Raw genomic sequence first — 22,554 nt, 5'->3', positions numbered from 1 at the left:
GGCCGTCCTGATCGCCGCAGACGGGGGAGCGACACGGCCGGCGCCGCCGGTCTGGTCGCCTGGGCGTTCCTCCCAGCTTTACCGGGTGCGGGAGCGTGCCTTTCGGTGAGTGCGGCCGGCGCCTACCCTTTGCCCATGGAGAAGCGGGAGCAAGAGAACGAGCCTGAGCAGGACTATCGGCACTTGCCGCCGCGGATCACTCCCGAGGAGATGGTCCCCGTGCAGCCGGTGGTGCAGGCCGTGCACGACCCCATGAACGGCGACATCAACGACTGGCATGTCCGGCAGGGCTGGGCGGTCTGACCCGGCCATCTCTTATATCTCAGGATCCTAGGATGCTCTACGCGGTGTGCGCCCGGTCACCCGCTGCGAACAAGGCTGTGTTTCATAACGGAGCCCTTCGGGCACTGAACTCACCAGCAAAGACAAAAAGAGTTCGAGCGGTGAGAGGTTGTTGACGATGAGCTTCACTGACAAGGTCAAGAACAAGGCCGAAGAACTGACCGGCAAGGCGAAGCAGGGCATCGGCGACGCGACGGACAACGAGCGGCTCATCGCCGAGGGCCAGGCGCAGGAGTCGGCCGCACACGCTAAGCAGGCGGGCGAGCACGTCAAGGACGCCGGCAAGGACGTGCGGGACGCGTTCAGCTGAGTTCGCCCCCGCAGACGGAAAGGGCCCCGGGAGATGCTCCCGGGGCCCTTTCGTGTCACTCGACTTACTCGGCGCTCTGCTTGCGCCACCATTCCTGGCCCGCTTCGGGCAGCGTGTCGATCGGGTCGTAGTAGGCGTAGAGCTTGTTCAACGCCTCGGCGTCGTCGTGCTCGATCGAGGTGCGGTAGTTCTTGGTCCAGTACGAGATGCCGTTCTCACGGTCGTACTCGGCGACCATGTGCACCCAGCGCTTGCCGACGAAGGGTACGTCGCAGACGATGCGCGGGGTGGCGTAGCCGGGCAGGTAGCCCATGATGTCGTGCTGCAGCTGCTGGGCGTGCCAGACCGGGACGCGCCAGTGCTCGGCGTTGGGGATCATGTCGCACATGTAGAAGTAGTACGGCAGGATGCCCGCCTCGCCCTGCAGGCCGAAGCACAGGTCGAGCAGGTCGGGGCTGGTGGCGTTGACCCCGCGCATGAGCACGCCCTGGTTGCGGACGTCGCGGACGCCGACCTCGATGAGCGTACGGGCGGCGCGCGCGACCAGCGGCGTCAGCGAGTTGACGTGGTTGACGTGGGTGTGTACCGCGAGGTTGACGCCGCGCCGTTCGGCGGTAATGGCGACGCGGTGGAGGCCCTCGACGACGTCGGGCTGCAGCCAGTGCTGGGGCAGGCCCATGAGTGCCTTGGTGGCGAGGCGGATGTCGCGCACGGTCGGCACGGAGAGCAGGCCCATGAGGTAGTTCTCGAGCTGCTTCCAGGGCACGTTGGCGACGTCGCCGCCGGAGACGACCACGTCGCGGACGCCGGGGTGGGCCTTGAGGTAGGCGAGGTGGGCGTCGTAGCGGTCGACGGGCTTGAGGGTGAGCTTGAGCTTGTCGACGATGGGGGTGCTGTTGCCGACGAGGTCCATGCGGGTGCAGTGGCCGCAGTACTGCGGGCAGGTGCTGAGCAGTTCGGCGAGGACCTTGGTCGGGTAGCGGTGGGTGAGGCCTTCGGCGACCCACATGTCGTGCTCGTGGAGGCTGTCGCGGCTGGCGTGCGGGTGTGAGGGCCAGTCGACGCGGCGGTCGCTGGCGACCGGGAGCATGTAGCGCCGGATCGGGTCTGCGTAGAACGACTCCGTGTCGGGGGTCCGGTCGGGCACCATGGTGTTGAGCATCTGCGGCGGGATGAGCATCGACATGGTGGCGAGTTGCTTCATGTCGGTCTCGAGGTCGGCGTAGAAGCTCTCGTCGAGCAGGTCGCCCATGAGGGTGCGGAGCTGCTTGACGTTCTTGACGCAGTTGACGCGCTGCCACTGGGCGTTTTCCCACTGGGCGGCGGTGATGTCACGCCAGCCGGGGAACCGGGTCCAGTCGGGTTCGACGAGGGGCCGGCGCCGGTACTCGTACGGCTGGCCGGCGGGGGTTTCCGAAGCGGTGGCCGGTTGAGCCAACGGGGGCCTCCTGGGGGTCGGGAGTGGTCAGGGATCACGATACTGGAGAATCTTCGGTCTAGAAACTGTCAGTCCGGAGGATTTACGGTGTAGCAGGGTTGCGGCACCTTGTTTCTCGTGAGGATGGTGGGTATGTCGTTCGCTGTGGGGCTGTCTCGGGTGCTCGAGCCGGCAGGTGTGCTGCCGCAGGCGGCGTGGCGGCTCGACGCCCGCCCGGAGATCGGGCCGGACGAGGTGCGGATCCGGGTGGAGCGGTTGAACCTGGACGCAGCGAGCTATCGGCAGTTGGCCGGCAAACATGACGGTGACGGCGCCGCGGTCCGCGCCGAGGTGCTGGAAATCGTGCGGACGCGGGGCAAGATGCACAATCCGGTGACCGGGTCGGGCGGCATGCTGATCGGGGTCGTCGACGAGGTGGGCCCGGAGTCGCCGCTGCCGTTGAAGGTGGGCGACCGGGTGGCGACGCTGGTGTCGTTGACGCTGACGCCGCTGGTGATCGATGACGGGTTGGCGGGCTGGGACGGCCTCGGCGAGCAGGTGCCGGCGTCCGGGCACGCGATCTTGTTCGGCCGTTCGGTGGTGGCGGTGCTGCCGGAGGATCTGGCGCCGGAGCTGGCTCTCGCCGTGTTCGACGTGTGCGGTGCGCCGGCGTTGACCGACCGGGTGGTGAAGGCGTACGTGGGTGCGGCCGGGATCGCCGGTGACCGGGAGCCGGTGACGGTGGCGGTGCTGGGTGGTGCCGGTAAGAGCGGGTCGCTGGCGTTGACGGCGGCTCGGCTGGCGGGTGCCCGTACGGTCGGCGTGGTGGTGAACGAGGCCGAGCGGGACGCGCTGACGGCGGCCGGGCTGGCCGATCACGTGGCGATCGCCGACGCGCGGGATCCGGTGGCGGTGTCGTCGGCGGTGGCGGACGCGTTGGGTGCGCCGGCGACGGTGACGGTCGTCTGTGTGGATGTGCCGGGCTGTGAGCACGGTGCGATCCTGTCGACGGGGCACGGCGGCACGGTCATCTTCTTCTCGATGGCGACGAGTTTCTCCGCGGCGGCGCTGGGGGCGGAGGGGCTGGCGGCGGATGTGACGATGCTGGTCGGTAACGGGTATGTGCCGGGGCACGCGGAGTTCGCCCTGGATGTTCTGCGGCGTACTCCCGCGGTGCGCGCGTTGTTCGAGGCGCGGATCGCGGCACACTGACGCGCATGATTCTCCCCTCGGTGCTCTACCGCGATGGTCGGTTCTTCTCGGCGGATCCGTCCGCCTCGGCGATGCTGGTCCGCGACGGGCGGATCGAGTGGCTGGGTGCGGTCGCGGACGCGCCGGCGGCCGACGCGGTGGTGGAGCTGGATGGTGCGCTGGTGACGCCCGCGTTCGTGGATGCGCATGTGCATTGCACTGATACGGGGTTGGCGGCGGACGGTCTGGATCTGTCGGGGGTGCGTTCGGCGGGGGAGTTGCTGGCGGCGGTGGCGGCGCACGCCTCGACCCGGGCGCCGGACGCGGTCGTGCACGGTCACGGGTGGGACGAGTCGACGTGGGCGGATCAGACGCCGCCGGACGCCGACGAGCTCGGGCGGGTTGCCGGCGGGCGCCGGGTGTATCTGTCGCAGGCGTCGGTGCATTCGGCGTTGGCGTCGCGGGCGTTGTTGGCGGCGTGTCCCGGCATCGAGGGTGTCGGTGGTTACGCGGCGTCGGGCTGGCTGCGCGAGCACGCGCATCACGCGGTGCGCGAGGTGGCGCTGGGGTCGTTGACGCAGGCGCGGCGGGAGGCGGCGCAGCGGTCGGCGTTGCGGCTGGCGGCGTCGCGCGGTGTGGCGTCGGTGCACGAGTGCGGCGGCCCGGGTACGTCGAGCGAGCGGGATCTGCTGTCGGTGCTGGCGTTGTCGGGTCGGGGCCTGCCCCAGGTCTTCGGCTACTGGGGTGAGCTGGGCGGTGCGCGGCGCGCGAAGGATCTGGGCGCGGTGGGTGCGGGCGGCGACCTGTATGCCGACGGTGCGCTGGGTTCGCGGACGGCGTCGGTGCGTACGCCGTATGCCGACGGCGGCGGGTGCGGTGAGGCGTTCGTGTCGGCGGAGCAGGCCGGGGCGCATCTGCTCGAGTGCGTCGAGCTGGGTGTGCAGGGCGGTTTCCACGCGATCGGGGACGCGGCGATCGAGAGCGTGCTGGACGGGTTCGCGATCGCCGCGGAATCCGTCGGCGTGGAGCGGCTGCGCGCGGGTCGGCACCGGATCGAGCACGTGGAGCTGGCGGACAAGGCGATGATCGCTCGGATGGTCGGGTTCGGGGTGGTGGCCAGCGTGCAGCCGGTGTTCGACGCACTCTGGGGTGGAGACTCCCGGATGTACGCGCAGCGGCTGGGTGTGGAGCGGGCGTTGGCGTCGAACCCGATCGGGGCGATGCACGCGACGGGGGTGGCGTTGGCGTTCGGGTCCGATTCGCCGGTGACGCCGCTGGATCCGTGGGCGGCGGTGGTCGCGGCGGCGGCGCCGCGCAATCCGGCGTTCCGGATGGAGGTGCGGGCGGCGTTCGCGGCGTCGACCCGGGGTGGCTGGCGGGCCGTGGGTGTCGACGACGCGGGGGTGCTGGCGCCGGGTGCGCGGGCGACGTTCGCGGTGTGGGACACGCCCGCGGGTCTGGACGGGGGTTTGCCGGCGTTGCTGCCGGGGCCCGACGGTGACGTACCGGCGCGGCCGGTGTGCCGCCGGACAGTGTTGTCCGGCGAGACGATCTACGAGGAGTGACGGTGCGGAAGCTGGGTCTGGACCCGGAGGTGGTGCGGCGGGCGCGGGAGCTCGCGGCGCGGGCGGGGCAGCCGGTCGTGGATCTGGCGCGGTCGCACACGACCGTGTCGGTGGAGCGTGCCGTGCTGCGGCTGGCGGGTGTGCGGGGTGCGGACTCCGACGGTATTCCGTGGGTGAACCGGCTCGTGGACGCGGTCCGCGCGGACGTGGGCCTGGGGCACGGTGTGGCGGTGCCGGTGTTCCACGCGTTGGCGTCCGAGGGCGTCGAGGATGTGACGGTGCTGGCGCAGAAGGCGGCCGCGGGTGCGGTGCGCTTCGCCGTACCGGAGAAGAAGGCCGAGGTGACCGCGGCCCGGCGGGCGGCGCGGAGGGCGACGAACGCGGGGATCAAGACCGTGGATCGGCGGCGGGTCGAGCGGGACCGGCTGATCAAACGGTACGGGGATCCGCCGCGGCGGCCGTGGATCTATCTGATCGTGGCGACCGGCGACATCTACGAGGACATCCCGCAGGCGCAGGCGGCGGCGCGGGCCGGCGCGGACGTGATCGCGGTGATCCGTTCGACGGGGCAGTCGCTGCTGGACTACGTGCCGGAGGGTGCGACCCGGGAGGGTTTCGCGGGTACGTACGCGACGCAGGAGAATTTCCGGCTGATGCGGGCGGCGCTGGACGAGTCGTCGAAGGAGCTGGGCCGCTATGTGCGGCTGACGAACTACGCGTCGGGTCTGTGCATGCCGGAGATCGCGGCGCTGGCCGGCATGGAACGCCTCGACATGATGCTCAACGACTCGATGTACGGGATCTTGTTCCGTGACATCAACCCGATCCGGACGTTCGTGGACCAGCGGTTCTCGCGGCAGGTCCACGCCCGGGCGGGGATCATCATCAACACCGGTGAGGACAACTACCTGACGACGGCGGACGCCGTCGAGGCGGCGCACACGGTGACGGTGTCGCAGCTGCTGAACGAGTACTTCGCGCACGAGGCGGGCCTGGAGGACTGGCAGATGGGGCTCGGGCACGCGTTCGAGATCAACCCGGAGCTGCCGGAGTCGTTCCGGCTGGAGCTGGCGCACGCGCTGCTGGCGCGGGAGCTGTTCCCGGAGGCGCCGCTGAAGTGGATGCCGCCGACCAAGCACATGACCGGTGACGTGTTCCGCGGCAACCTGCTCGACGGGTTCTTCAACCTGGTGGGTGCGCTGACCGGCCAGGGGATCCTGCTGGTCGGGATGATGACCGAGGCGGTGGTGACGCCGTGGCTGTCCGACCGTGACATCGCGTTGCAGAACGTGCGGTACGTGCTCAACGGTGCCGGCAACCTGCACGAGGACTTCGTGCCGGCGCCGGGCGGTTTCATCCAGCAGCGGGCGCATTCGGTGCTGGGCGAGGCGGTGGAGCTGCTGGAGCGCGTCGTCGACGACGGCATGCTCAACGCCATCGCGGACGGCACGTTCGGCATCATGAAGCGGCCCGCGGACCGGGGCAAGGGCCTCGACGGGGTCGCGAAGCATGACGCCGACTACTACAACCCGGTGACGGAGGCCCTGGAAGCATGAGCATCGTCCGCCCCTACGGGGATACCACCGGTGACGGCATGGTGCAGCTGTCGTTCACCCTGCCGCTGGTGCACGACAAGCGGGCCGAGGGCGCCGCGATCCAGCTGGCGAACAAGATGGGCATGGACCCGGCGATGCTGGTGCACGCCAAGCCGATGGGCGACGGCTTCACCTTCTTCGTCGTGTACGGCAAGGTGAACCACCTGGTCGACACCGAGAAGGTGCAGGTGGTCGAGCGCGACTTCCCGCTGTTGTCGTCCAAGGAGGTCAACGCGGTCATCAAGCGCCGGATGCGGCGCCGGATGAACGTGGTGGGTGCCTGCATCGGCACGGACGCGCACACGGTGGGCATCGACGCGATCCTCAACCTCAAGGGCATCGCGGGGGAGAAGGGCCTGGAGTCGTACCGGGAGATGTCGGTGACGAACATGGGCGCCCAGGTGTCGGTGCCGGACCTGGTGGAGACGGCGAAGGCGTGCAAGGCCGACGCCGTGCTGGTGTCGCAGGTGGTGACGCAGCGCGACGCGCACCTGTTGAACACGCGGCAGATGTCGGCGGCGTTCCGGGAGGCGTTGCCGGCGGGTAAGCGGCCGCTGCTGATCGTCGGCGGGCCGCGTTTCGACGAGTTGATGACCGAGGAGCTCGGCGTCGACCGGATCTTCTCCCGGGGTACGACGCCCCGGGAGGTCGCCTCGTATCTTGTTCACGCTCTGACCGGGAGTTCCGCATGATCACTGTGAAGCACCGCCGTTACGTGCCGTACGCGCACGCGCACTACGCGGGCAACCTGGTTGACGGGGCGTACTCGTTGGGCCTGTTCGGTGACGTGGCGACGGAGGTGTGCATCCAGCTCGACGGCGACGAGGGGTTGTTCGCGTCGTATGACGACGTGCAGTTCAAGGCGCCGGTGCAGGCCGGTGACGTGCTCGAGGTGACGGCGACGGTGGTGAAGATGGGCACCCGGTCGAGGAAGATCGAGTTCTCGTCGACCGTGGTGTGCCGGGGCTCGGGCGGTTCGTCGGCGACAGTGCTGGAGGAGCCGATCGTGGCAGTGACCGCAACGGGCACGGTGGTCGTGCCTCCCAAGGCATGAGTGACTGCACCGAGCATCGCCCGCCGCGAGGCCCCGACGGCCGCGACGGCGAGGGCCAGGAGGGCATGCCCAGCCGGTCCGGCGTGAGCGAGGCCGTCTGCGTCGACGTCGGGTCCACGTACACCAAGGCTCTGCGGGTGGATCTGGGTTCGGGGCGGGTCCTCTCCCGCTCGGAGGTTCCCACCACCTCTTCCTCGGACGTGCTCCACGGCCTGGACGCGGCGGTCGAAGCCGCCGGCGGCGTTGCCGACGAGCTGTATGTGTGTTCGTCGGCCGGCGGTGGCCTGCGGCTGGCGGTGGTCGGCTATGAGTCGTTGGTGACGGCGGAGGCCGGGCACCGGGTGGGCCTGTCGGCGGGCGCGCAGGTGGTGCACGTGGCCGCGGGCCTGCTTGACGGGCGCGCGATCGCGGCGCTGCGGGCGGCGCGGCCGGATGTGATCCTGCTCGTCGGCGGCACCGACGGCGGCGACGAGGAGGCGCTGCGGCACAACGCGCGGCGGCTGGCGACGTCGCGGATGCGGGTGCCGGTGGTCGTGGCCGGCAACGCCGACGCGCGCCCGGACGCGGCGCGGGTGCTGACCGAGCGGGGCGTGCCGGTGGTGGTGACCGGCAACGTGCTGCCGCGCATCGGGGTGCTGGACGCGCTGCCGGCGCGCGCGGCGATCCGGGAGATGTTCCTGCGGCACGTCATCGGCGGCAAGAGGCTGTCGAAGGGCCGACGGTTCGCGTCGCTGGTGCGGTGCGCGACGCCGGACGCGGTGCTCGCCGGGGTGTCGCTGTTGGCGGACGAGACCGCCGCCGGGGTCCTCGTCGTCGATGTGGGCGGGGCGACCACCGACGTGTACTCGGCGCTGGTGCCGGACGGGGAACTGGAGCACGGCCCGCAACGGGATGTGGCGGGCACGTTGTGGCGGTCCCGCACGGTCGAGGGCGACCTGGGCGTCGGCGTGGGCGCGGCCGGGGTGGTTGCCGCCGCGACCTCGGAGAAACTCCCCGAGCCAGACATTTCGGGCGGACGGCCGTATGACGTGGCCGTCGACCGGGCGCTGGCGTCGACGGCGGCGATGATCGCGTTGCGCCGGCACGCCCGCGGTCATTCGCCCGGCCCGGGGCTGCCGCGCACCGGCGGGCGGGACCTGCGCGACGTACGGCTGGTCGTGGGATCCGGAGGGGTGCTGCGCCACGGCGGCGGGGAGGCGGTGCTGGACGCGGTCCTCGGCGACACCGCGGGTGGCTGGGCGGCGCCGAGGCAGGTCCGCCGGGCGGTCGACACCCGGTATGTGCTGGCGGCCGCCGGGATGCTCGCCGAAGATCATCCGGCGGCGGCGGCGGCGTTGGTCAACAGCCTGTAACGGCTGGATCGCTCGCTTTTCACCGCCGGTGTGCCGACTCTCAGACACGCCGAAGAACGCGACACGCCCAGGCACGGGTGACCCGGTTGACAAGGCGCCGGGGGTGCGACGTACCGTCGACGGGTCCTTTTCCGGGAAGCGGTTGTTGTTCGCTTCGTTCCTTCGCCCAATGGCCACGCGGCAAGACCCGAACACGCGCGTACGCCAGGTCCAGGGGGTGGGGGTCGACGGGGCGGCGCGGACCGGCCGTGACTTTGGCGGTGCGGGGCGCGGTGGAACGAGGCCAGTAGACAACGGCACGACGTCGGCAGCCAGCCTGCGGCGGGTCGGTCCGAAGGTCCCGCGACACCGCACCTGCGTACCGGCCCGGAACAGGATCTCTGGGAGCAATCGGGGCGCGGCCCATGGGCCGCGCCCCGATTCCCCTGTCGGGCCCGGGCGCCGAGATACAGTCGTTGCCACTTCCGGGTAGCCTTCCGCGGGTGGATTTATTGACGCTTCAGCCAACAGCCGCGCCGGCCGTGCCTCAGTCCGGGCCGCGTCCGCTGCCGCTCAGGCTGTCCGTCGCGCTGGCTGTCGCCGCCGGCGCGGGGCTGTTGCTGTCGTTCCCGCTGTATGACCTGTGGTGGATGGCGCCGATCTCGGTGGCGCTGCTCGCCGCCGCGGCGCACCGTCGCCGCCTGCGTGCCGGGTTCGGCGCCGGCATGATCGCCGGCCTGGTGCTGTTCGTGCCGCTGCTGGACTGGACCCACATCGCCGCCGGTTGGCTGCCGTGGATCCTGCTGGCGGGCGCGCAGGCCGCGTACCTCGGTCTGCTGGGTCTGGCCTCGGCCTGGCTGTCGCCGCTGGTCGACCGGTTCCGCGCCGCGTGGCCGCTGCTGACCGGGCTGCTGTGGGTGACCCAGGAAGCGCTGCGGGACCGGGCCCCGTTCGGCGGATTCCCGTGGGGCCGTCTCGCGTTCGCCGCGCAGGACGCCCCCGCGCTGCGGATGGCCGTGCTCGGCGGCGCGCCGCTGGTGACGTTCGCGGTCGCGGCCGCCGGCGGCGCCCTGGTCGCCCTGGCCTGGCGCACATGGCGGCCCGTAGCGGTGCCGGCCGCCGCCGGTTTCGCCCTGGCCGCCGCGGCGATCATCGCCGGTCCGGCGCTCGTGCCGACCGCTGAGGCCGCGGCGCAGACCCGCACCGTCGCCATCGTGCAGGGCAACGTGCCCCGCCTCGGCCTCGACTTCAACGCCCAGCGTTCCGCGGTCCTGCTCAACCACGTACGCGCCACCGAGCAGCTCGCCGAACAGGTGCGCGCGGGCAGCAAGCCGAAGCCGGCGTTGGTCATCTGGCCGGAGAATTCCAACGACATCGACCCGCTGCGCGACTCCGACGCCGCGCAGAAGATCGCCCGGGCGGCGAACGCGATCGGCGTGCCGATCCTCGTCGGCACCGTGCTCCGCGGCGACAAACCGGGTGATATTCGTAACGCGGGCCTGCTCTGGATGCCGGTCACCGGACCCGACATCAACCAGCTGTACGTGAAACGGCACCCTGTGCCATTCGCCGAGTACATGCCGATGCGCTCCGTGGCCCGGCTGGTCTCCGACAAGGTCGACCTGGTGCAGAACATGCTCTCCGGCACCACCCCCGGCGTCATCCGGACCGAGGCGGCGACCATCGGCGACGTCATCTGCTTCGAGGTCGCCTACGACGAGATCGTGCGGGACACGGTGACCGGCGGCGCGGAGATCCTCGCGGTGCAGACGAACAACGCCACGTTCAACGAGGCCGAGGCCCGTCAACAGCTGGCGATGGTACGGCTACGCGCCGTCGAACACGGCCGCGAGGCGCTCATGGTATCGACGGTCGGTGTGTCCGCGTTTGTCGGCACCGAGGGTCGCGTGCACGCCGCCACCGGATTCAATGTGGACGCCGTGGTCCTGCGCGACATGCGGGTGGGCGGACCGCGTACGCTGGCCACTCGCCTGGGGCACTGGCCGGAGATGGCGATGGTCGCGCTGACTATGCTCGTCCTGGCCGGAGCGGTACGGTTCCGGCGGCGCCGGGCCAACGGCACGACCGACGCAGAAGGAAAGACGGAGGCACGGTGAGCGACGCGAACCCGACGGCAACGGGCTCGGAGGGATACCCGGGAATTGGCCGCGTGCTCGTGGTCATCCCGACCTACAACGAGGCCGACAACGTACGGCTGATCACCGAACGCGTACGCACCGCCGTGCCGTCGGTCGACATCCTCGTCACCGACGACAACTCACCCGACGGCACCGGCGCCATCGCCGACGAGATCTCCGCCGCCGACGACCACGTCTTCGTGCTGCACCGCGCCGGCAAGGAAGGCCTCGGCGCCGCGTACGTCGCCGGTTTCGCCTGGGCCAAGGACAAGGGCTACGACGCCGTCGTGGAGATGGACGCCGACGGCTCGCACGCCCCCGAGGAGCTGACGAAGCTGCTCGACGCGCTGCGCGACACCGACGCGGTCCTCGGCACCCGCTACATCCCCGGCGGCAGCGTGCACAACTGGCCCCTGCACCGGCTGCTGCTCTCCCGGGGCGGCAACATCTACATCCGCATGGCGCTGGGCATGCCGTTCAAGGACGCCACCGGTGGCTACCGCGCCTACCGCATGCCGGTCCTCGACGCGATCGACGTGTCGACGGTCGCGTCCCAGGGCTACTCGTTCCAGGTCGAGCTGGCCTGGCGCACGTACCGGCGCGGTTTCCGGATGGCCGAGGTGCCGATCACGTTCACCGAGCGCGAACACGGCGTCAGCAAGATGAGCGGCAACATTTTCAAGGAACAGCTGCTCAGGGTCACCCTGTGGGGTGCGGCGGCCCGCAAGGAGACGCTGCTGAACAAGCTCGGACGTACGCCGAAGCAGCCGTCGACCTGGCCGTGACCGTGCCGCCGCGTGTCATGCTGGATCGAGTCGGCGTGATGCCCGGGCGTACCCGTCGCCCGGCACGTAGCCGTTAGACCTTCGGTGACCGCATCGCCTGGGGCTCGTGGGCCGTCGGGTCTTCGCTTGCCGCTGACGGTGGTCTCGACCGTCGGTTGTCGGCGTTCGTCGACGCTGGCGGTGGTCGTCGGTGAGGGAGGGTGACGGAGTTGCGTCGAAGCCTGGCTCTGCTTCCACTGGGGCTGCTGCTACTTGCCGTGGCCGAAATCGCCGCGTTCGCCGCGGTGGCGCAGGCACTCGGTGCGGGCTGGGCGGTGCTGCTCATCGCGGCATCCAGCATCGCCGGGATGGCGCTGCTGCGCCGGGAGGGCATCCGCGGCTGGCGGGCGTTCCGGACCGCCGCCGAAGCCGGTCGTCCACCTGGACCCCAGGTCAGCAACTCCCTTGTCGGCCTGCTCGGCGCGCTCCTGCTGGCCATGCCCGGCTTCGTGTCGACCGTCGCCGGCCTGCTGCTGGTCGTGCCGCCGGGGCGCGTCCTGGCCCGGCACGCGGTGGAACGCTTCACTGAGAAGCGGGTGCCGTCCGCGGTCGCCGGTGACCTGTTCGGGCCTCGACGCGTGCGGGTCCACCAGTCCGACCCGGTCGACTCCGACCCGGCCGACAAACCGGCCCCGGCCGCGCGCGTCCCGGCCGGCGAGGTCCGCCCCGGCCCGGTCATCACCGGCGAGGTCGTCGAAGGCGAGATCATCCGCTAACCGCCGGCGCCTCAGCTCGGCGCTGCGGGGGCCGGACACAGCAAAATCGCCGTTCCGCCAACGAGGGCGGAACGGCGATCAGATGCCGCGGATCAGCGACCGCGGCGGGTGCGAACTTCCTGGAGCCGCTCGTTGAGGATGTCCTCCAGCTCCGAGATCGACCGCCGCTCCAGCAGCATGTCCCAGTGGGTACGCGGCGGCTTGGCCTTCTTCTGCTCCGGCTCGTTGCCGTCGACCAGTCGCGCGACGCTGCCGTCGAACTTGCACTCCCAGGTGATCGGCACCTCGGCGTCGACGGCGAACGGCACCTCGAACTGGTGACCCTTCACGCACAGGTACTCGCGGGTCTGCCGGGGGGCCAGCTCCGTGTTGCGGTCGGACTCGTAGCTGACTGCGCCAAGTCGGCTGCCGCGCAGCATGCGTTCGCCCATGATCGGCTTTCCCCTCGCTCGTGGTGCTACTTCCGTTGGTGTAACGAAAGGGGCGGCCGCGAGATTCCTGGCGACCGCCGTGTGTCGGCGGTGTTAACGCTTCGAGCGTAACCGGCAGGGTCCCCTATCGGCCGTCTCAGCCCACCCTGAAGTGGACCTTGGTCCACTTTACGGGAGAATGCGAGATTTACGGATAGTGCGATGTTGATCACGCGGGAGCAACGCTCGCTCGCTGGCCGACATCGGACGAGGGATCCGCTTCCGTCCCTGCCGTCCCAGCCTATCTCGACCACGCCGCCCTGACGTGCGCGGCCCGCCCGTTCTGCCATCCACCGTTTCGCCGGCTGCGACCCGGGCCTCGACCGCTCCGCGTCCCCTGACGCCGCACTCGCGTAGATCCGACCGTCCAGGGGGTCGCCGTCGACGAACGCCGGCGTACCCGGGTGGCTGAGCGTCCGCCAACGTTCGATAAAGTTCGTCCTCCCTTTGGAAGAAGCATCCATGGACGACGTCGTCGCCCGCATCCAGGCCAAACTGACCGCTGCCTGCACTGAACCCGTTCCTCGCCCGCGGGTCTTCGTGCGGGCGCCCGGCGGTCAACGCTTGGGCGCCCCTCTCAGCGAAGAACGACTGGTCGCCTACGAGACAAGACACGGCATTCGTCTTCCCCGTAGCTATCGCACGTTCCTGCGTGAAATCGGCAACGGGGGTGTCGGACCCGATTGCGGGCTACTGCCGCTGACGCGTTGGTCCGCCCACGACATCCCCACCGCCAATCATCAACTTGAGCGTGCCTTCGCCCTGGAACCCACCGACTCCGTCGCCGCTGACTGGGCGCGGCTCCGCGACCTGCGAAACAACTCGTATGCCGGCACCCACACCGTTGTCCATCGCGGTTGCCATGAGATGACGCTGCTGGTCATCTCAGGACCCGCCCGGGGCCGGCTCCTGGATGCCAACCTCGGGGACCTTGCCGCACCCCCGGTGTTTCATCCCCAGCCAGACTTCCTGGCCTGGTACGAGCATTGGCTCGACACGCTGCCGAGGGGTGAACTCGTCCCTGACTTTCGCGACCAGCGACGCGGCGGCTCCGAGGATCTCGTCGACGTCCTGACCACCTCCGGTGCCCCCGGCGAGCGACGAGCCGCCGCCTACACTCTGGGCGGGCGTCAGCCCCTCACCGATCGAGCTCGGGCCGCGCTGGTTCAGGCCCTGGCAGACGACCCCGATCGGGGAGTGAGGATGGATGCGGCACGGACCCTGGCCGAACTCGACAGCGGAGCTGCCCGAGTGCTGGCATCAGCTCTCAAGGATCCGGATCACTGGGTTCGACGTCGAGCCCTGGTCTACCTGCTCCAGGTCAGCAACGACGAGACTGCATACGGGTCGGCAGCTCGCGAGCTTCTGCGGGACGAGAGCCCTAACGTTCGGATGACCGCGGCAGACCTTCTCGAGCGTGCTGGATGGACGTCCCGCGAGCACTGGTGATCCGGGACCGCCGGGCGCGTCTCAGCCGCGGCCCGTACTGGAGGCCGCACCAGCGGGCACATGCCCCAGCCGCCCTACCGGCCCGCACCCAGCGCCGCGAGTGCCGAGGCGAGGTCGCTGATCTGGGCCGACAGCTGGGCAACCCGGTCGTGCGCGGCGTCCGTGTCCGCTCGTGCCGCGTCCAGCCGCCGTCTCAGCTCTCCGGCCTCGCGTTCGGCTGCCTCTCGAACCGTCGTCACCTCGGCCGCCGCACGGTCGCGCGCCTCCCGATCACGTTCGGCGCCGGCGCCGATCTCGGCGAGCGCGCGCTGCGCCGACGCGGCCTGCTCCGCGGCTCGCGCCGCCTCCGCTCGGGCCTCGGCGGCCTGCTGGACGGCCCGGTCGACGTCGGCGCGGGCGGCGTCGGCGGCGGTCGTGGCCTCGTCTCGTGCGGCGCGTGCCTCGTCTCGCTCGCGCAGGGCCGTCTTCGTGGCCGCCTGGGCGCTGTCGCGGTCGGCCCGGGCCGAGTGCAGGTCGGCCAGCGCCTGGTCCCGCTCACGGGCGCGGGTCGCGGACTCGTGGCGGGTTTCGGCCAGCTCCCCGCGTACGGAATCCGTTTCGCGGCGGGCGTCGTCACGCTCCTGGCGCAATCCGTCGGTCTCGCGGCGGGCCGCGTCGCGGTCCGCCTCCGCGCGGGTGCGCAGCGCGACCGCCGCGCTGGCCGTGGCCTGCGCTTCGTCGCGGGCCTCGATCGCCTGACGCGTGTCGGCGGCGGCGGACTCCGCCAGCCGGTGCGCCGCCTGGGCGGCCTGGAGGGCCTCGTCGCGTTCCGCGCGGGCCGCCAGGGCCTCCTGCACGGCGGTGGCGGCGGCCTCGGCCGCCCGATCGGCGTCGCGTCGGGCGTCGTCGCGTTCGGTGTGCGCGGCCGCGACCTGTCGCGACGTCTCGGCGCGCACCTCGGCGACCTGCCGTTCGACGCCGGCCGGTGACATCTCGGCGTGCAGGGCCTCGCTGAGGGTGCCGACGAACTGATCGAGGCGATCGACGAGTTCCCAGGTGCGGGCCACCTGCCCGGCCAGTCCCGGCGACGAACGGTGCCGCATGCGGACGTTGCGGGAGGCGCGCTGGCACTCGCCGTCGTTGTCGCGGCAGTAGCGGAACGGCCGTCCCGCCGACGCCCGTTGCGGCACGGGACGCCCGCAGTGGGCACACGGCCGCACCTCCGGCGCCGGCTCAGCCGTGTCGCCCGTCGCGTCCCAGGCGCCGAAGCGGTTGGCGTCCGGCAGCCCGTCCGGTGTGGCGCGGTCGCGCGTCGTGGCCGGAGGAGGCTGCCCGCCGGCTCTCGTAGCGCCGGACGGGGGCTGACCGGGCGCGTCGACTGCCGTCACGGCACGAGGCACGGCGGCCTGGTCCGGCGGCTCGCCGGGGATGGGCACGGTCAGCACCGCCTGCTTCGGCACCGGCCGTGCCGTCGGGGAAACGTCGTCTTCTGCCATCGCGACCCGACCCTAGCGCCACCCACCGACAACCTTCGGCAACCGCGCCGATCAAGGGCAGCGGCCCGCGCCGCGCGGGAGGTGCCGCGGTGCTCCGGGCCGGTCTAGCGGACGAACAAACGCGGCTCAGAAAGCGGTCGGTTCCCACAGCAGGAGCTGGCGGTGGTGGCTGAAACCATTACGCAGGTAGAACTCGACCGCGCGGCGGCCGGAGTGGACCGTCACGTGCGACAGGTTCCGGATACGGGCCTCGGCCAGGATCGCGGCCATCAGCGCGGCGCCGATGCCCTGATCGCGGTACTCCGCACGGACCATGACCGACTGGACGTCGCCGTGGCGCCGGTCGAGCGAGTCGTTGCGAGGCACCCGTTCCGCGACGAGCAGCCAGGCGGCGGCGACCACGTACCCGTCGATCTCGGCGACGAACGGCAGGTGCGTCCGCGCGTGGGCAGCCACCCAGTCGGCGTATGCGGCGAGTTTGTCCGGCTCGATGTCTTGCAACTCCGCGAGCGCCGCCACGTCCGCCACGTCGGCCATCCGCACGATCACCCGGCGGAGTGTAAGCGAGTACCGAACCAGCCTTGGGTCACCCTGCGGCGGGAAAGTGCAGGTGCCAGCGATTCCCGCGGTACGTGAGGCGGGTCACCGACAGCGGTGCCACGTCGAGGCTCCACACCGCGTCGTCCGGCAGCGTGAGGGCGTGGGCGATCGCCGCCCGTACGATGATGGGGTGCGCGACGGCCACGACCCGCTGGTCGGCCATCGCGTCAAGCCAGGCGCCGATCCTTTCCCGGACCCGGGCCAGCGACTCGCCGCCGTGCGGCGCCGACCGGACGTCGGTCAGCCACTGCTGCAGACCGGCCGGATCGGCCACGGCCACCTCGTCGAGGCTGCGGCCGTTCCACGCGCCGAAGCCGGGATCGGCCAGTGCCCGCTCGACAACCGCCGAGTGGCCGAGCGCCTGCGCGGTTTCGCGGGCGGCCCGTGACGGCGCGCACACCCACAGGTCGCCGCGGCCCATCGGGGACATGGCGAGGGCGGCCCGCCGGCCGCCCTCGTCGATGTCGTCGTTGCCGCCGAAGTAGGCGCCCCGCAGGGACGCCGTCGGTGCGTGCGCGAGCAGCCGCAGGCCACTCACACCGGCACGGACTCCGTCCTTTCGCCCCCCGCCGCGGCCTTGCTCGGGTCGGGCCGGGGCAGCAGGGCCGCGAACGCGAGCCCCAGCATCGTCCAGAGCATCACCTGGGTGCCCAGGGACGTGACCCGGAAGTTCCACAGCAGGCTCGGGGGGAACGTTTCCGGCACCTCGTCGATGTTCGGCAGCAGCACGTAGCCGACGACGACCACCACCAGGAAACCCCCCAGGCCCGCGGCCGCACGGACCCAGTCCGCGGCGCCGATACGCGGCGCGCGGGCCGCGATCACCGCGGCCCAGACCGCCGCCAGCCCGATCACCACGATCGACAGGTAGCTGATCGTGCGCTGGTTGATCGTCGCCGGATCGCCGACGGCGGGCGGATTCGGCGGATATTTCACGAACGGCACCAGCACCATGCCGAGAAGCGCCGCGGCGGCGAGCCCCAACGCCGCATGGGAGTCACGCTCGGTGCGCAGCCGCCGGCGCAGCAGTGCGTACGCCGTGGCGAGCAGGCCGCCCATGGCCACGCCGAACAGGGCCGTGGCCAGGAACAAGCCGCCCTTCTGGCCCTCGCGGGACACCAGAGCGTCCTCACCGTGATGATCATCGGCGGCGGGGGCGCCCGGCGCGGCCTCGGCGTGGCCGGCGGCCTCCTCGATCGCGATCGCCGCGTCAACCTTCGGCTCGCCGAGTGCGTACGCGAAGACACCGGCGAGCAGCCCGGCGATGAGGCCCGCGAGCAGGCCCCGCACCAGGAGAGTGCCGTAGGACGGCGCGGTGCGGCTCGACGTCAGTGACACGGGACGCCGAGCAGGTGACGGCCGTCGTGCATCAGCTCGTGCAGGAACATCCCGCTCTGCGAGACCGCGCCCTGGTCGAAGGCGACCAGGTAGGCGAGCAGGAGCAGGGTCGTCACAACGCCGAACGCGGCCCCCAGCGTGCGGGGGGAGAGGGTGGTGGGGTTCAGGGGGCGAACTGCCTGGACCTTGGACATAACGGAGAAGACCTCCTAGCGGGATGACGCGTCCCGTATTGACAGGCCTGCGGCGCGTGAGCGTCCTGACTCACGGATCCGACGGATCCGTTCACAGTGGCGCGACCGCACCGGAATCTCACCGGTTTCCCTCACAACGCCGCAGATGGTTCCCACAACCTAGCGGCGGGTCGGTAAGCGGGTCAATCGCGGCCCCTCCCACACCAAATCCGACGATGTGCCTACGGTTCGGCCGCGAGTGCCCACTGCCTGCCCACCGTCGGTAGCATCCAACCCGATCGTGGCAGGGAGGTGAACATGCGTGGGAGAAAGGCGGCACTCGCCGTCGCCGTGCTGGCCGGTGTGCTGACGCCCGCCGCACCGGCCCAGGCGAGAGCCTTCGAGTGCGACAGTAAGCCTGGCGTCGCCCAGGTCAGCAAGGCTCAGCCGTATGAGGACCGGATGTTCACCCCCGACCGGCTCGCACCGTTCGCCACCGGCGCCGGGGTGCGCGTGGCCGTAATCGACTCGGGAGTGGATGCCGACCACCCGCAACTGCGTGGGCAGGTGGACACGGGCCGTGACTTCCTGCACGGCAACGCCGACGGCCGGCAGGACTGCATCGGCCACGGCACGGCCGTGGCCGGCATCATCGCCGCCCGTCATGTCGACTCGGCCGGGCTGCGCGGCCTCGCCCCCGACGCGACGATCGTGCCGGTGCGCGTGAGCGAGCAGACCGACACCGACGGCCGGTCCGACGCACCCGACCCCGCCAACCCGAAAACCTTCGCCGAGGCCATCGACTGGGCAGCCAGCCCCTCCGGCGGCGACGCAGACGTCATCAACATGTCCCTCGTCATGACCGACGACAGCGACCGGGTGCAGGAGGCGGTCGAGCGCGCCACCGATCGCGGCGTCGTGATCGTCGCCGCGGTGGGCAACCGCGGCCGCCCCAACGACGGCAACCCCAAGCCCTACCCGGCGTCCTATCCCGGCGTGATCGGCGTCGGCGCCATCGACGCCGGCGGCATCCGCGGCGACTTCTCCCAGCACGGCGACTACGTGGACGTGATGGCCCCGGGCGTCGCCGTCACCCTCGCCGCCCGAGGCTCCGGCCACACCTCCGGCGACGGCACCAGCTTCGCGGCCCCGTTCGTCTCCGCGACGGCCGCCCTGGTCAAGCAGCGTTTCCCCACCCTGACGCCGGCCCAGGTGGCACGCCGCATCCTGGCCACCACCGACCCGGCACCCGGCGGCGCCCGCAGCGACCGGTACGGCTTCGGGGTGCTCAACCCCTACCGCGCGCTCACCGAGACCCTGGGTCCGGATTCCCCGGCCGCCCCCGCGCCGAAGGTCATCATCACCAACGACCCGGCGAGCGTCGCCCTGTCAGCCCGCCGAGCCCGAGCGCAGGACCTGTCACTGATCGTGGCGGCCGTCGGCGCCGCCGTGGTGGTCGCAGTGGTCCTGCTGGCGGCGGCCGCCCGGCGGGGACGCCGCCGTGGCTGGCTCCCCGCGAGCCCGACGGACACCGACGACCCGTGACCGACCAAACCGCCGATCGACACTGACGGCGGACACGGAGCGCGGACACCAACGGTGGCCACGGACGGCCCGACCGGACGGCTCGACCGAACGGCTCGACCAGACGGCCCGACCGGACCGCCCGTGACCGGACCGCGGACATGAGCGTGGCCACGAACGGCCGTGACCGGCTGCCAACGGACATGAACCGTCCCCTCTTGCCGGGAACTTCCGCACGGACCGGCTGCGCCGTCGTGGGGGTGGCGGCGAGTTCGGGTTGGTGGGACGGCAGATCGGCGATCGCGCCGCGACTGAGGCTGTGTTCGCGGGCTAGGGCTGCGATCATGGTCCCGCCGCGCTGGTCCAGCGCCCGGCCGCACGCGGGCGCTGGTTGCCTGCTCAAACCCCGCCGCGCACTGGCGGCACCGCTGCCGTGAGCAGGTGACTTTCTCGCCGGGCGGCCGACCTGGCGTAGGTCAGCTCGCAGGTCGCCGGTGTCGGGCAAGGCGAGGACCTTTGGCATGGTGTCGGCGAGCGCGTCCAGGATGACCGCGCCCTTGCCGCGCCACCAGCGGTAGATGTGCGGAGTCGTCGCGCGTGGAATCCTCGTCACATCGCGAGCGTGCGGGTAGCGATGACCACAATCGCTTGCTACGGATTAGCCGTGACCATCGACGACGTGAAGGCCTGGCTCCGCGAACGCGGCACCGAAACGATCGACCATCCCGGCGGCACGCTGTATGCCCATCTCGGCCGCGTTCACGACCGGCTGCGGGCACTGGGTCACGGCCCGGACGTCTGCCTCGCCGGCCTCACCCACGCCGCGTACGGCACCGACGGCTTCGACCGGACGCTGCTCGACGTCGGTGATCGGGCCCCGCTGCGCCGTCTGATCGGCGAGCGAGCCGAGGGGCTGGTCCACCTGTACGGCGCGTGCGACCGTTCCCGCACCTGGCCCGACTTACCGAAGACCCGCCAGGTCTGGAACCGTTGGACCAACGCCGCCGAGGCCTTGCCCGACGACCTGGTGCCGGGCTTCGCCGACCTGACCATCGTCAACGAGCTCGACGTCGTGGAGCATGACGTCACGGTGGCGCAACGCTACGGCTCGTACTTCCGCACCACCTTCACCTCCTGGCAGGGCCTGGCCTCCGAGCCCATGCTGGCCGAGGCACGCCGGGTGTTCGCCGCATGACCCGGCTGCCCGTCGCCGAGTGTGCGATCGAGGCCGTGTCCACCTGTCTGCACGCCGCGGGCGAGTTGGCGTTCGCGCGGACCGGCCGCCGGCCCGAGATCACCGTGGATCCGGGGCATGTGGCCGCGGCGGTGCGCAGTGAGGTCCTGCTGAGGGACCCGTCCGGCCAGGGCGTACCCGGATTCGCGCCGTTGTCCCGGTGGTGGCCGGCGGCCGACGGCTGGGTCCGTACCCATGCGAACTATGCCTGGCACCGGTCCGCGCTGCTGGCCGCACTCGGGGTTCCCGACGGGCCCGACGAAGTCGCCGGCCCGGCGGTGGGGGAGGCGATCGCCGCGCGGTCGGCGACCGGCGTCGAGCGGCAGGTGTACGAGGCGGGCGGGCTGGCCGTCGCGGCCCGCACGGCCGAGCAGTGGCGCTCGGAGAACCCGCCGGACGACGCACCGCTGGTGAGCACGGTCCGGCTCGGACACGCGGACACACTCAGGCCGACCGGAAAGCTGCCCACGTCCGGGGTGCGGGTTCTTGATCTCACCCGGGTCATCGCCGGGCCGGTCGCGACCCGGATGCTCGGCGCGCTCGGCGCCGACGTGCTGCGCGTCGACGACCCCGCCCGGCCCGAGCTCCCCTTGTTCACGGTCGAGGGCGTGATCGGCAAGGTGAGCACGACGGTGGACGGGCGTACGGCAGAGGGCCGCGACATTCTGGACCGGTTGCTGGCGCGGGCCGACGTGGTCGTCACCGGGTCCCGGCCCGGCGCGCTCGACCGGCTCGGGCTGGCGCCCGGCCGGATCGCCGACCGTTTCCCCGGCACGATCGTGGCCACCCTGTCGGCCTGGGGTACGGCGGGTGTGTGGGGCGACCGGCGCGGCTTCGACAGTCTCGTGCAGGCCGCCACCGGCATCGGCTGGATGACCAGCGTGGACGGGGAGCGGCCGGGCGCGCTGCCGTGTCAGCTGCTCGACCACGCCACCGGCTACTTCCTCGCCGCGGGCGTGTTGGAGGCCCTGACCGCCCGATGTCGCACCGGTGCGGCGGCGCACGTGTCCGTGTCGTTGGAGCGTACGGCTCAATGGCTGCTCGGGCATGGGAGCCGGGACGCGGGTGACTTCGGTGAGGTGGACCCGGACGCGTACCGGGTGGATCTGGGTGGCGGGTGGAGCGGTGTCAGCCCGCCCGGAAAGCTCGATGGGCGGGGGCTGAGCTGGCCACACCTGCCGCCGGCGTACGGCGCGGCCCCGGCCGCCTGGCCCTCATCCCAGCACCAGTGACACGCCGAGGACGGCCATGATCGCGGCGATCGTCCCGTCGACGATCCGCCACGACGCCGGGCGGGCGAGCAGCGGCGCCAGGCGGCGGGCGCCGAGCCCGAGGGCGGCGAACCACAGCAGGCTGGCCGTGGCCGCCCCGGCGCCGAACGGCCACGGGTGCGGGTCGTGGTGGGCGACCGTGCCGAGGAGCACCACCGTGTCCAGGTAGACGTGCGGGTTGAGGAAGGTGAAGGCCAGGCAGGCGAGCATCGTGGCGCGCAGAGTGGCCGGCGGCCGGTCCAGCGGGGTGAGGGCGGCGGGGCGCAGGGCCCGGTGGGCGGCCAGCGCCGCGTACCCGAGCAGGAACGCGGCGCCGCCCCACCGTACGGCGGTCAGGAGGGTGGGCGCGTCCGTCAGGACCGCGCCGAGTCCGGCGATACCGGCGGTCATCAGGGCGGCGTCGGCGGCCGCGCAGATCGCCACGACCGGCAGGACGTGTTCGCGGCGCAGCCCCTGGCGCAGCACGAAGGCGTTCTGCGCGCCGATGGCGACGATCAGCGCGAGAGAGAAGCCGAACCCGGCCAGGACTGAACCCAT

23 protein-coding genes and 1 riboswitch are annotated in these 22,554 nt (G+C 71.5%); of the genes, 15 read left to right on the top strand and 8 right to left on the bottom strand.

All coding sequences use genetic code 11. The features are described 5' to 3' along the window. Nucleotides 1-135 precede the first annotated feature (135 nt). A complete protein-coding gene (locus AB0M36_RS28490; protein WP_364163303.1) occupies nucleotides 136-303 on the top strand; it encodes a hypothetical protein in 168 nt (55 codons plus the stop codon). A gap of 157 nt (nucleotides 304-460) precedes the next feature. Then, nucleotides 461-652 carry a CsbD family protein gene (locus AB0M36_RS28485; protein WP_364163300.1) on the top strand — a complete coding sequence of 64 codons (192 nt, stop codon included), beginning with the start codon at nucleotides 461-463 and terminating at the stop codon, nucleotides 650-652. 64 nt (nucleotides 653-716) lie between these two features. Here AB0M36_RS28485 and AB0M36_RS28480 read toward each other — a convergent pair whose 3' ends face one another. Then, on the bottom strand, nucleotides 717-2,090 hold the full coding sequence (locus tag AB0M36_RS28480; RefSeq protein WP_364163297.1) for a lysine 2,3-aminomutase: 1,374 nt from the start codon (nucleotides 2,088-2,090) through the stop codon (nucleotides 717-719). A 132-nt stretch (nucleotides 2,091-2,222) separates the two neighbouring features. On the opposite strand from AB0M36_RS28480, the gene AB0M36_RS28475 reads away from it, so the two are divergent. The 9 genes from AB0M36_RS28475 to AB0M36_RS28435 all read left to right on the top strand — a co-directional run bounded on the left by AB0M36_RS28475 (nucleotide 2,223) and on the right by AB0M36_RS28435 (nucleotide 12,483). After that, nucleotides 2,223-3,281 carry an L-erythro-3,5-diaminohexanoate dehydrogenase gene (locus AB0M36_RS28475; protein ID WP_364163295.1) on the top strand — a complete coding sequence of 353 codons (1,059 nt, stop codon included), beginning with the start codon at nucleotides 2,223-2,225 and terminating at the stop codon, nucleotides 3,279-3,281. Between the two features lie 5 nt (nucleotides 3,282-3,286). Then, nucleotides 3,287-4,825 (top strand): amidohydrolase family protein, encoded by a 1,539-nt coding sequence (locus tag AB0M36_RS28470; RefSeq protein WP_364163292.1) that lies wholly within the window; start codon nucleotides 3,287-3,289, stop codon nucleotides 4,823-4,825. 2 nt (nucleotides 4,826-4,827) lie between these two features. Continuing rightward, nucleotides 4,828-6,381: a lysine 5,6-aminomutase subunit alpha gene (locus AB0M36_RS28465; protein WP_364163289.1), complete on the top strand. Its 1,554-nt coding sequence runs from the start codon at nucleotides 4,828-4,830 to the stop codon at nucleotides 6,379-6,381. Next, nucleotides 6,378-7,112, top strand: a complete 735-nt coding sequence (locus tag AB0M36_RS28460; RefSeq protein ID WP_364163286.1) for an OAM dimerization domain-containing protein — start codon at nucleotides 6,378-6,380, stop codon at nucleotides 7,110-7,112. The genes AB0M36_RS28465 and AB0M36_RS28460 overlap by 4 nt, the downstream gene beginning before the upstream one ends. After that, nucleotides 7,109-7,474, top strand: a complete 366-nt coding sequence (locus AB0M36_RS28455) for a hotdog domain-containing protein (protein WP_364163283.1) — start codon at nucleotides 7,109-7,111, stop codon at nucleotides 7,472-7,474. The genes AB0M36_RS28460 and AB0M36_RS28455 overlap by 4 nt, the downstream gene beginning before the upstream one ends. Before the next feature lie 83 nt (nucleotides 7,475-7,557). After that, nucleotides 7,558-8,826, top strand: coding sequence for a glutamate mutase L (locus AB0M36_RS28450; RefSeq protein WP_364163911.1), 1,269 nt, complete (start codon nucleotides 7,558-7,560; stop codon nucleotides 8,824-8,826). Nucleotides 8,827-9,317: 491 nt separating this feature from the next. Then, nucleotides 9,318-10,922, top strand: coding sequence for an apolipoprotein N-acyltransferase (gene lnt / locus AB0M36_RS28445; RefSeq protein WP_364163908.1), 1,605 nt, complete (start codon nucleotides 9,318-9,320; stop codon nucleotides 10,920-10,922). Further along, nucleotides 10,919-11,728, top strand: a complete 810-nt coding sequence (locus tag AB0M36_RS28440) for a polyprenol monophosphomannose synthase (RefSeq protein ID WP_364163280.1) — start codon at nucleotides 10,919-10,921, stop codon at nucleotides 11,726-11,728. Before lnt ends, AB0M36_RS28440 begins: the two co-directional genes overlap by 4 nt. Nucleotides 11,729-11,937: 209 nt before the next feature. Continuing rightward, entirely contained in the window at nucleotides 11,938-12,483 is a 546-nt protein-coding gene (locus AB0M36_RS28435; protein ID WP_364163277.1) for an FxsA family protein, read from the top strand. Between the two features lie 92 nt (nucleotides 12,484-12,575). On the opposite strand, the gene AB0M36_RS28430 is transcribed toward AB0M36_RS28435, so the two are convergent. Beyond that, complete coding sequence (locus AB0M36_RS28430) at nucleotides 12,576-12,914, bottom strand: RNA polymerase-binding protein RbpA (RefSeq protein WP_015622005.1); 339 nt, start codon at nucleotides 12,912-12,914, stop codon at nucleotides 12,576-12,578. A gap of 501 nt (nucleotides 12,915-13,415) precedes the next feature. Between AB0M36_RS28430 and AB0M36_RS28425 the strand changes: the two genes are divergently transcribed. Next, nucleotides 13,416-14,402 carry a HEAT repeat domain-containing protein gene (locus tag AB0M36_RS28425; RefSeq protein ID WP_364163274.1) on the top strand — a complete coding sequence of 329 codons (987 nt, stop codon included), beginning with the start codon at nucleotides 13,416-13,418 and terminating at the stop codon, nucleotides 14,400-14,402. 74 nt (nucleotides 14,403-14,476) lie between these two features. On the opposite strand, the gene AB0M36_RS28420 is transcribed toward AB0M36_RS28425, so the two are convergent. The 5 genes from AB0M36_RS28420 to AB0M36_RS28400 all read right to left on the bottom strand — a co-directional run bounded on the left by AB0M36_RS28420 (nucleotide 14,477) and on the right by AB0M36_RS28400 (nucleotide 18,009). After that, nucleotides 14,477-15,877 (bottom strand): serine/threonine protein kinase, encoded by a 1,401-nt coding sequence (locus AB0M36_RS28420; RefSeq protein ID WP_364163271.1) that lies wholly within the window; start codon nucleotides 15,875-15,877, stop codon nucleotides 14,477-14,479. Nucleotides 15,878-16,003: 126 nt separating this feature from the next. Beyond that, on the bottom strand, nucleotides 16,004-16,426 hold the full coding sequence (locus tag AB0M36_RS28415; protein ID WP_364163268.1) for a GNAT family N-acetyltransferase: 423 nt from the start codon (nucleotides 16,424-16,426) through the stop codon (nucleotides 16,004-16,006). Between the two features lie 37 nt (nucleotides 16,427-16,463). Further along, entirely contained in the window at nucleotides 16,464-17,015 is a 552-nt protein-coding gene (locus tag AB0M36_RS28410; protein WP_364163265.1) for a histidine phosphatase family protein, read from the bottom strand. Continuing rightward, complete coding sequence (locus tag AB0M36_RS28405) at nucleotides 17,012-17,815, bottom strand: CbtA family protein (RefSeq protein WP_364163262.1); 804 nt, start codon at nucleotides 17,813-17,815, stop codon at nucleotides 17,012-17,014. Before AB0M36_RS28405 ends, AB0M36_RS28410 begins: the two co-directional genes overlap by 4 nt. Then, nucleotides 17,806-18,009, bottom strand: coding sequence for a CbtB domain-containing protein (locus AB0M36_RS28400; protein ID WP_364163259.1), 204 nt, complete (start codon nucleotides 18,007-18,009; stop codon nucleotides 17,806-17,808). The genes AB0M36_RS28405 and AB0M36_RS28400 overlap by 10 nt, the downstream gene beginning before the upstream one ends. 60 nt (nucleotides 18,010-18,069) lie before the next feature. Next, nucleotides 18,070-18,139, bottom strand: a riboswitch (cobalamin riboswitch). Between the two features lie 167 nt (nucleotides 18,140-18,306). Between AB0M36_RS28400 and mycP the strand changes: the two genes are divergently transcribed. The 3 genes from mycP to AB0M36_RS28385 all read left to right on the top strand — a co-directional run bounded on the left by mycP (nucleotide 18,307) and on the right by AB0M36_RS28385 (nucleotide 21,978). Further along, a complete protein-coding gene (mycP, locus tag AB0M36_RS28395; RefSeq protein ID WP_364163256.1) occupies nucleotides 18,307-19,533 on the top strand; it encodes a type VII secretion-associated serine protease mycosin in 1,227 nt (408 codons plus the stop codon). A gap of 643 nt (nucleotides 19,534-20,176) precedes the next feature. Then, the gene (locus AB0M36_RS28390; RefSeq protein ID WP_364163253.1) at nucleotides 20,177-20,707 is read left to right on the top strand and encodes a DUF6817 domain-containing protein; all 531 of its coding nucleotides are present in this window, start codon (nucleotides 20,177-20,179) and stop codon (nucleotides 20,705-20,707) included. Continuing rightward, on the top strand, nucleotides 20,704-21,978 hold the full coding sequence (locus tag AB0M36_RS28385) for a CoA transferase (protein WP_364163250.1): 1,275 nt from the start codon (nucleotides 20,704-20,706) through the stop codon (nucleotides 21,976-21,978). Before AB0M36_RS28390 ends, AB0M36_RS28385 begins: the two co-directional genes overlap by 4 nt. Here the strand turns inward: AB0M36_RS28385 and AB0M36_RS28380 are convergent. Then, a complete protein-coding gene (locus tag AB0M36_RS28380) occupies nucleotides 21,961-22,554 on the bottom strand; it encodes a LysE/ArgO family amino acid transporter (RefSeq protein WP_364163247.1) in 594 nt (197 codons plus the stop codon). The two genes, AB0M36_RS28385 and AB0M36_RS28380, sit on opposite strands and share 18 nt — an antisense overlap.

The organism is Actinoplanes sp. NPDC051346 (assembly GCF_040682215.1).
Classification (GTDB): Bacteria; Actinomycetota; Actinomycetes; order Mycobacteriales; family Micromonosporaceae; genus Actinoplanes.
This window is presented reverse-complemented; position numbering and strand designations above follow the sequence as displayed.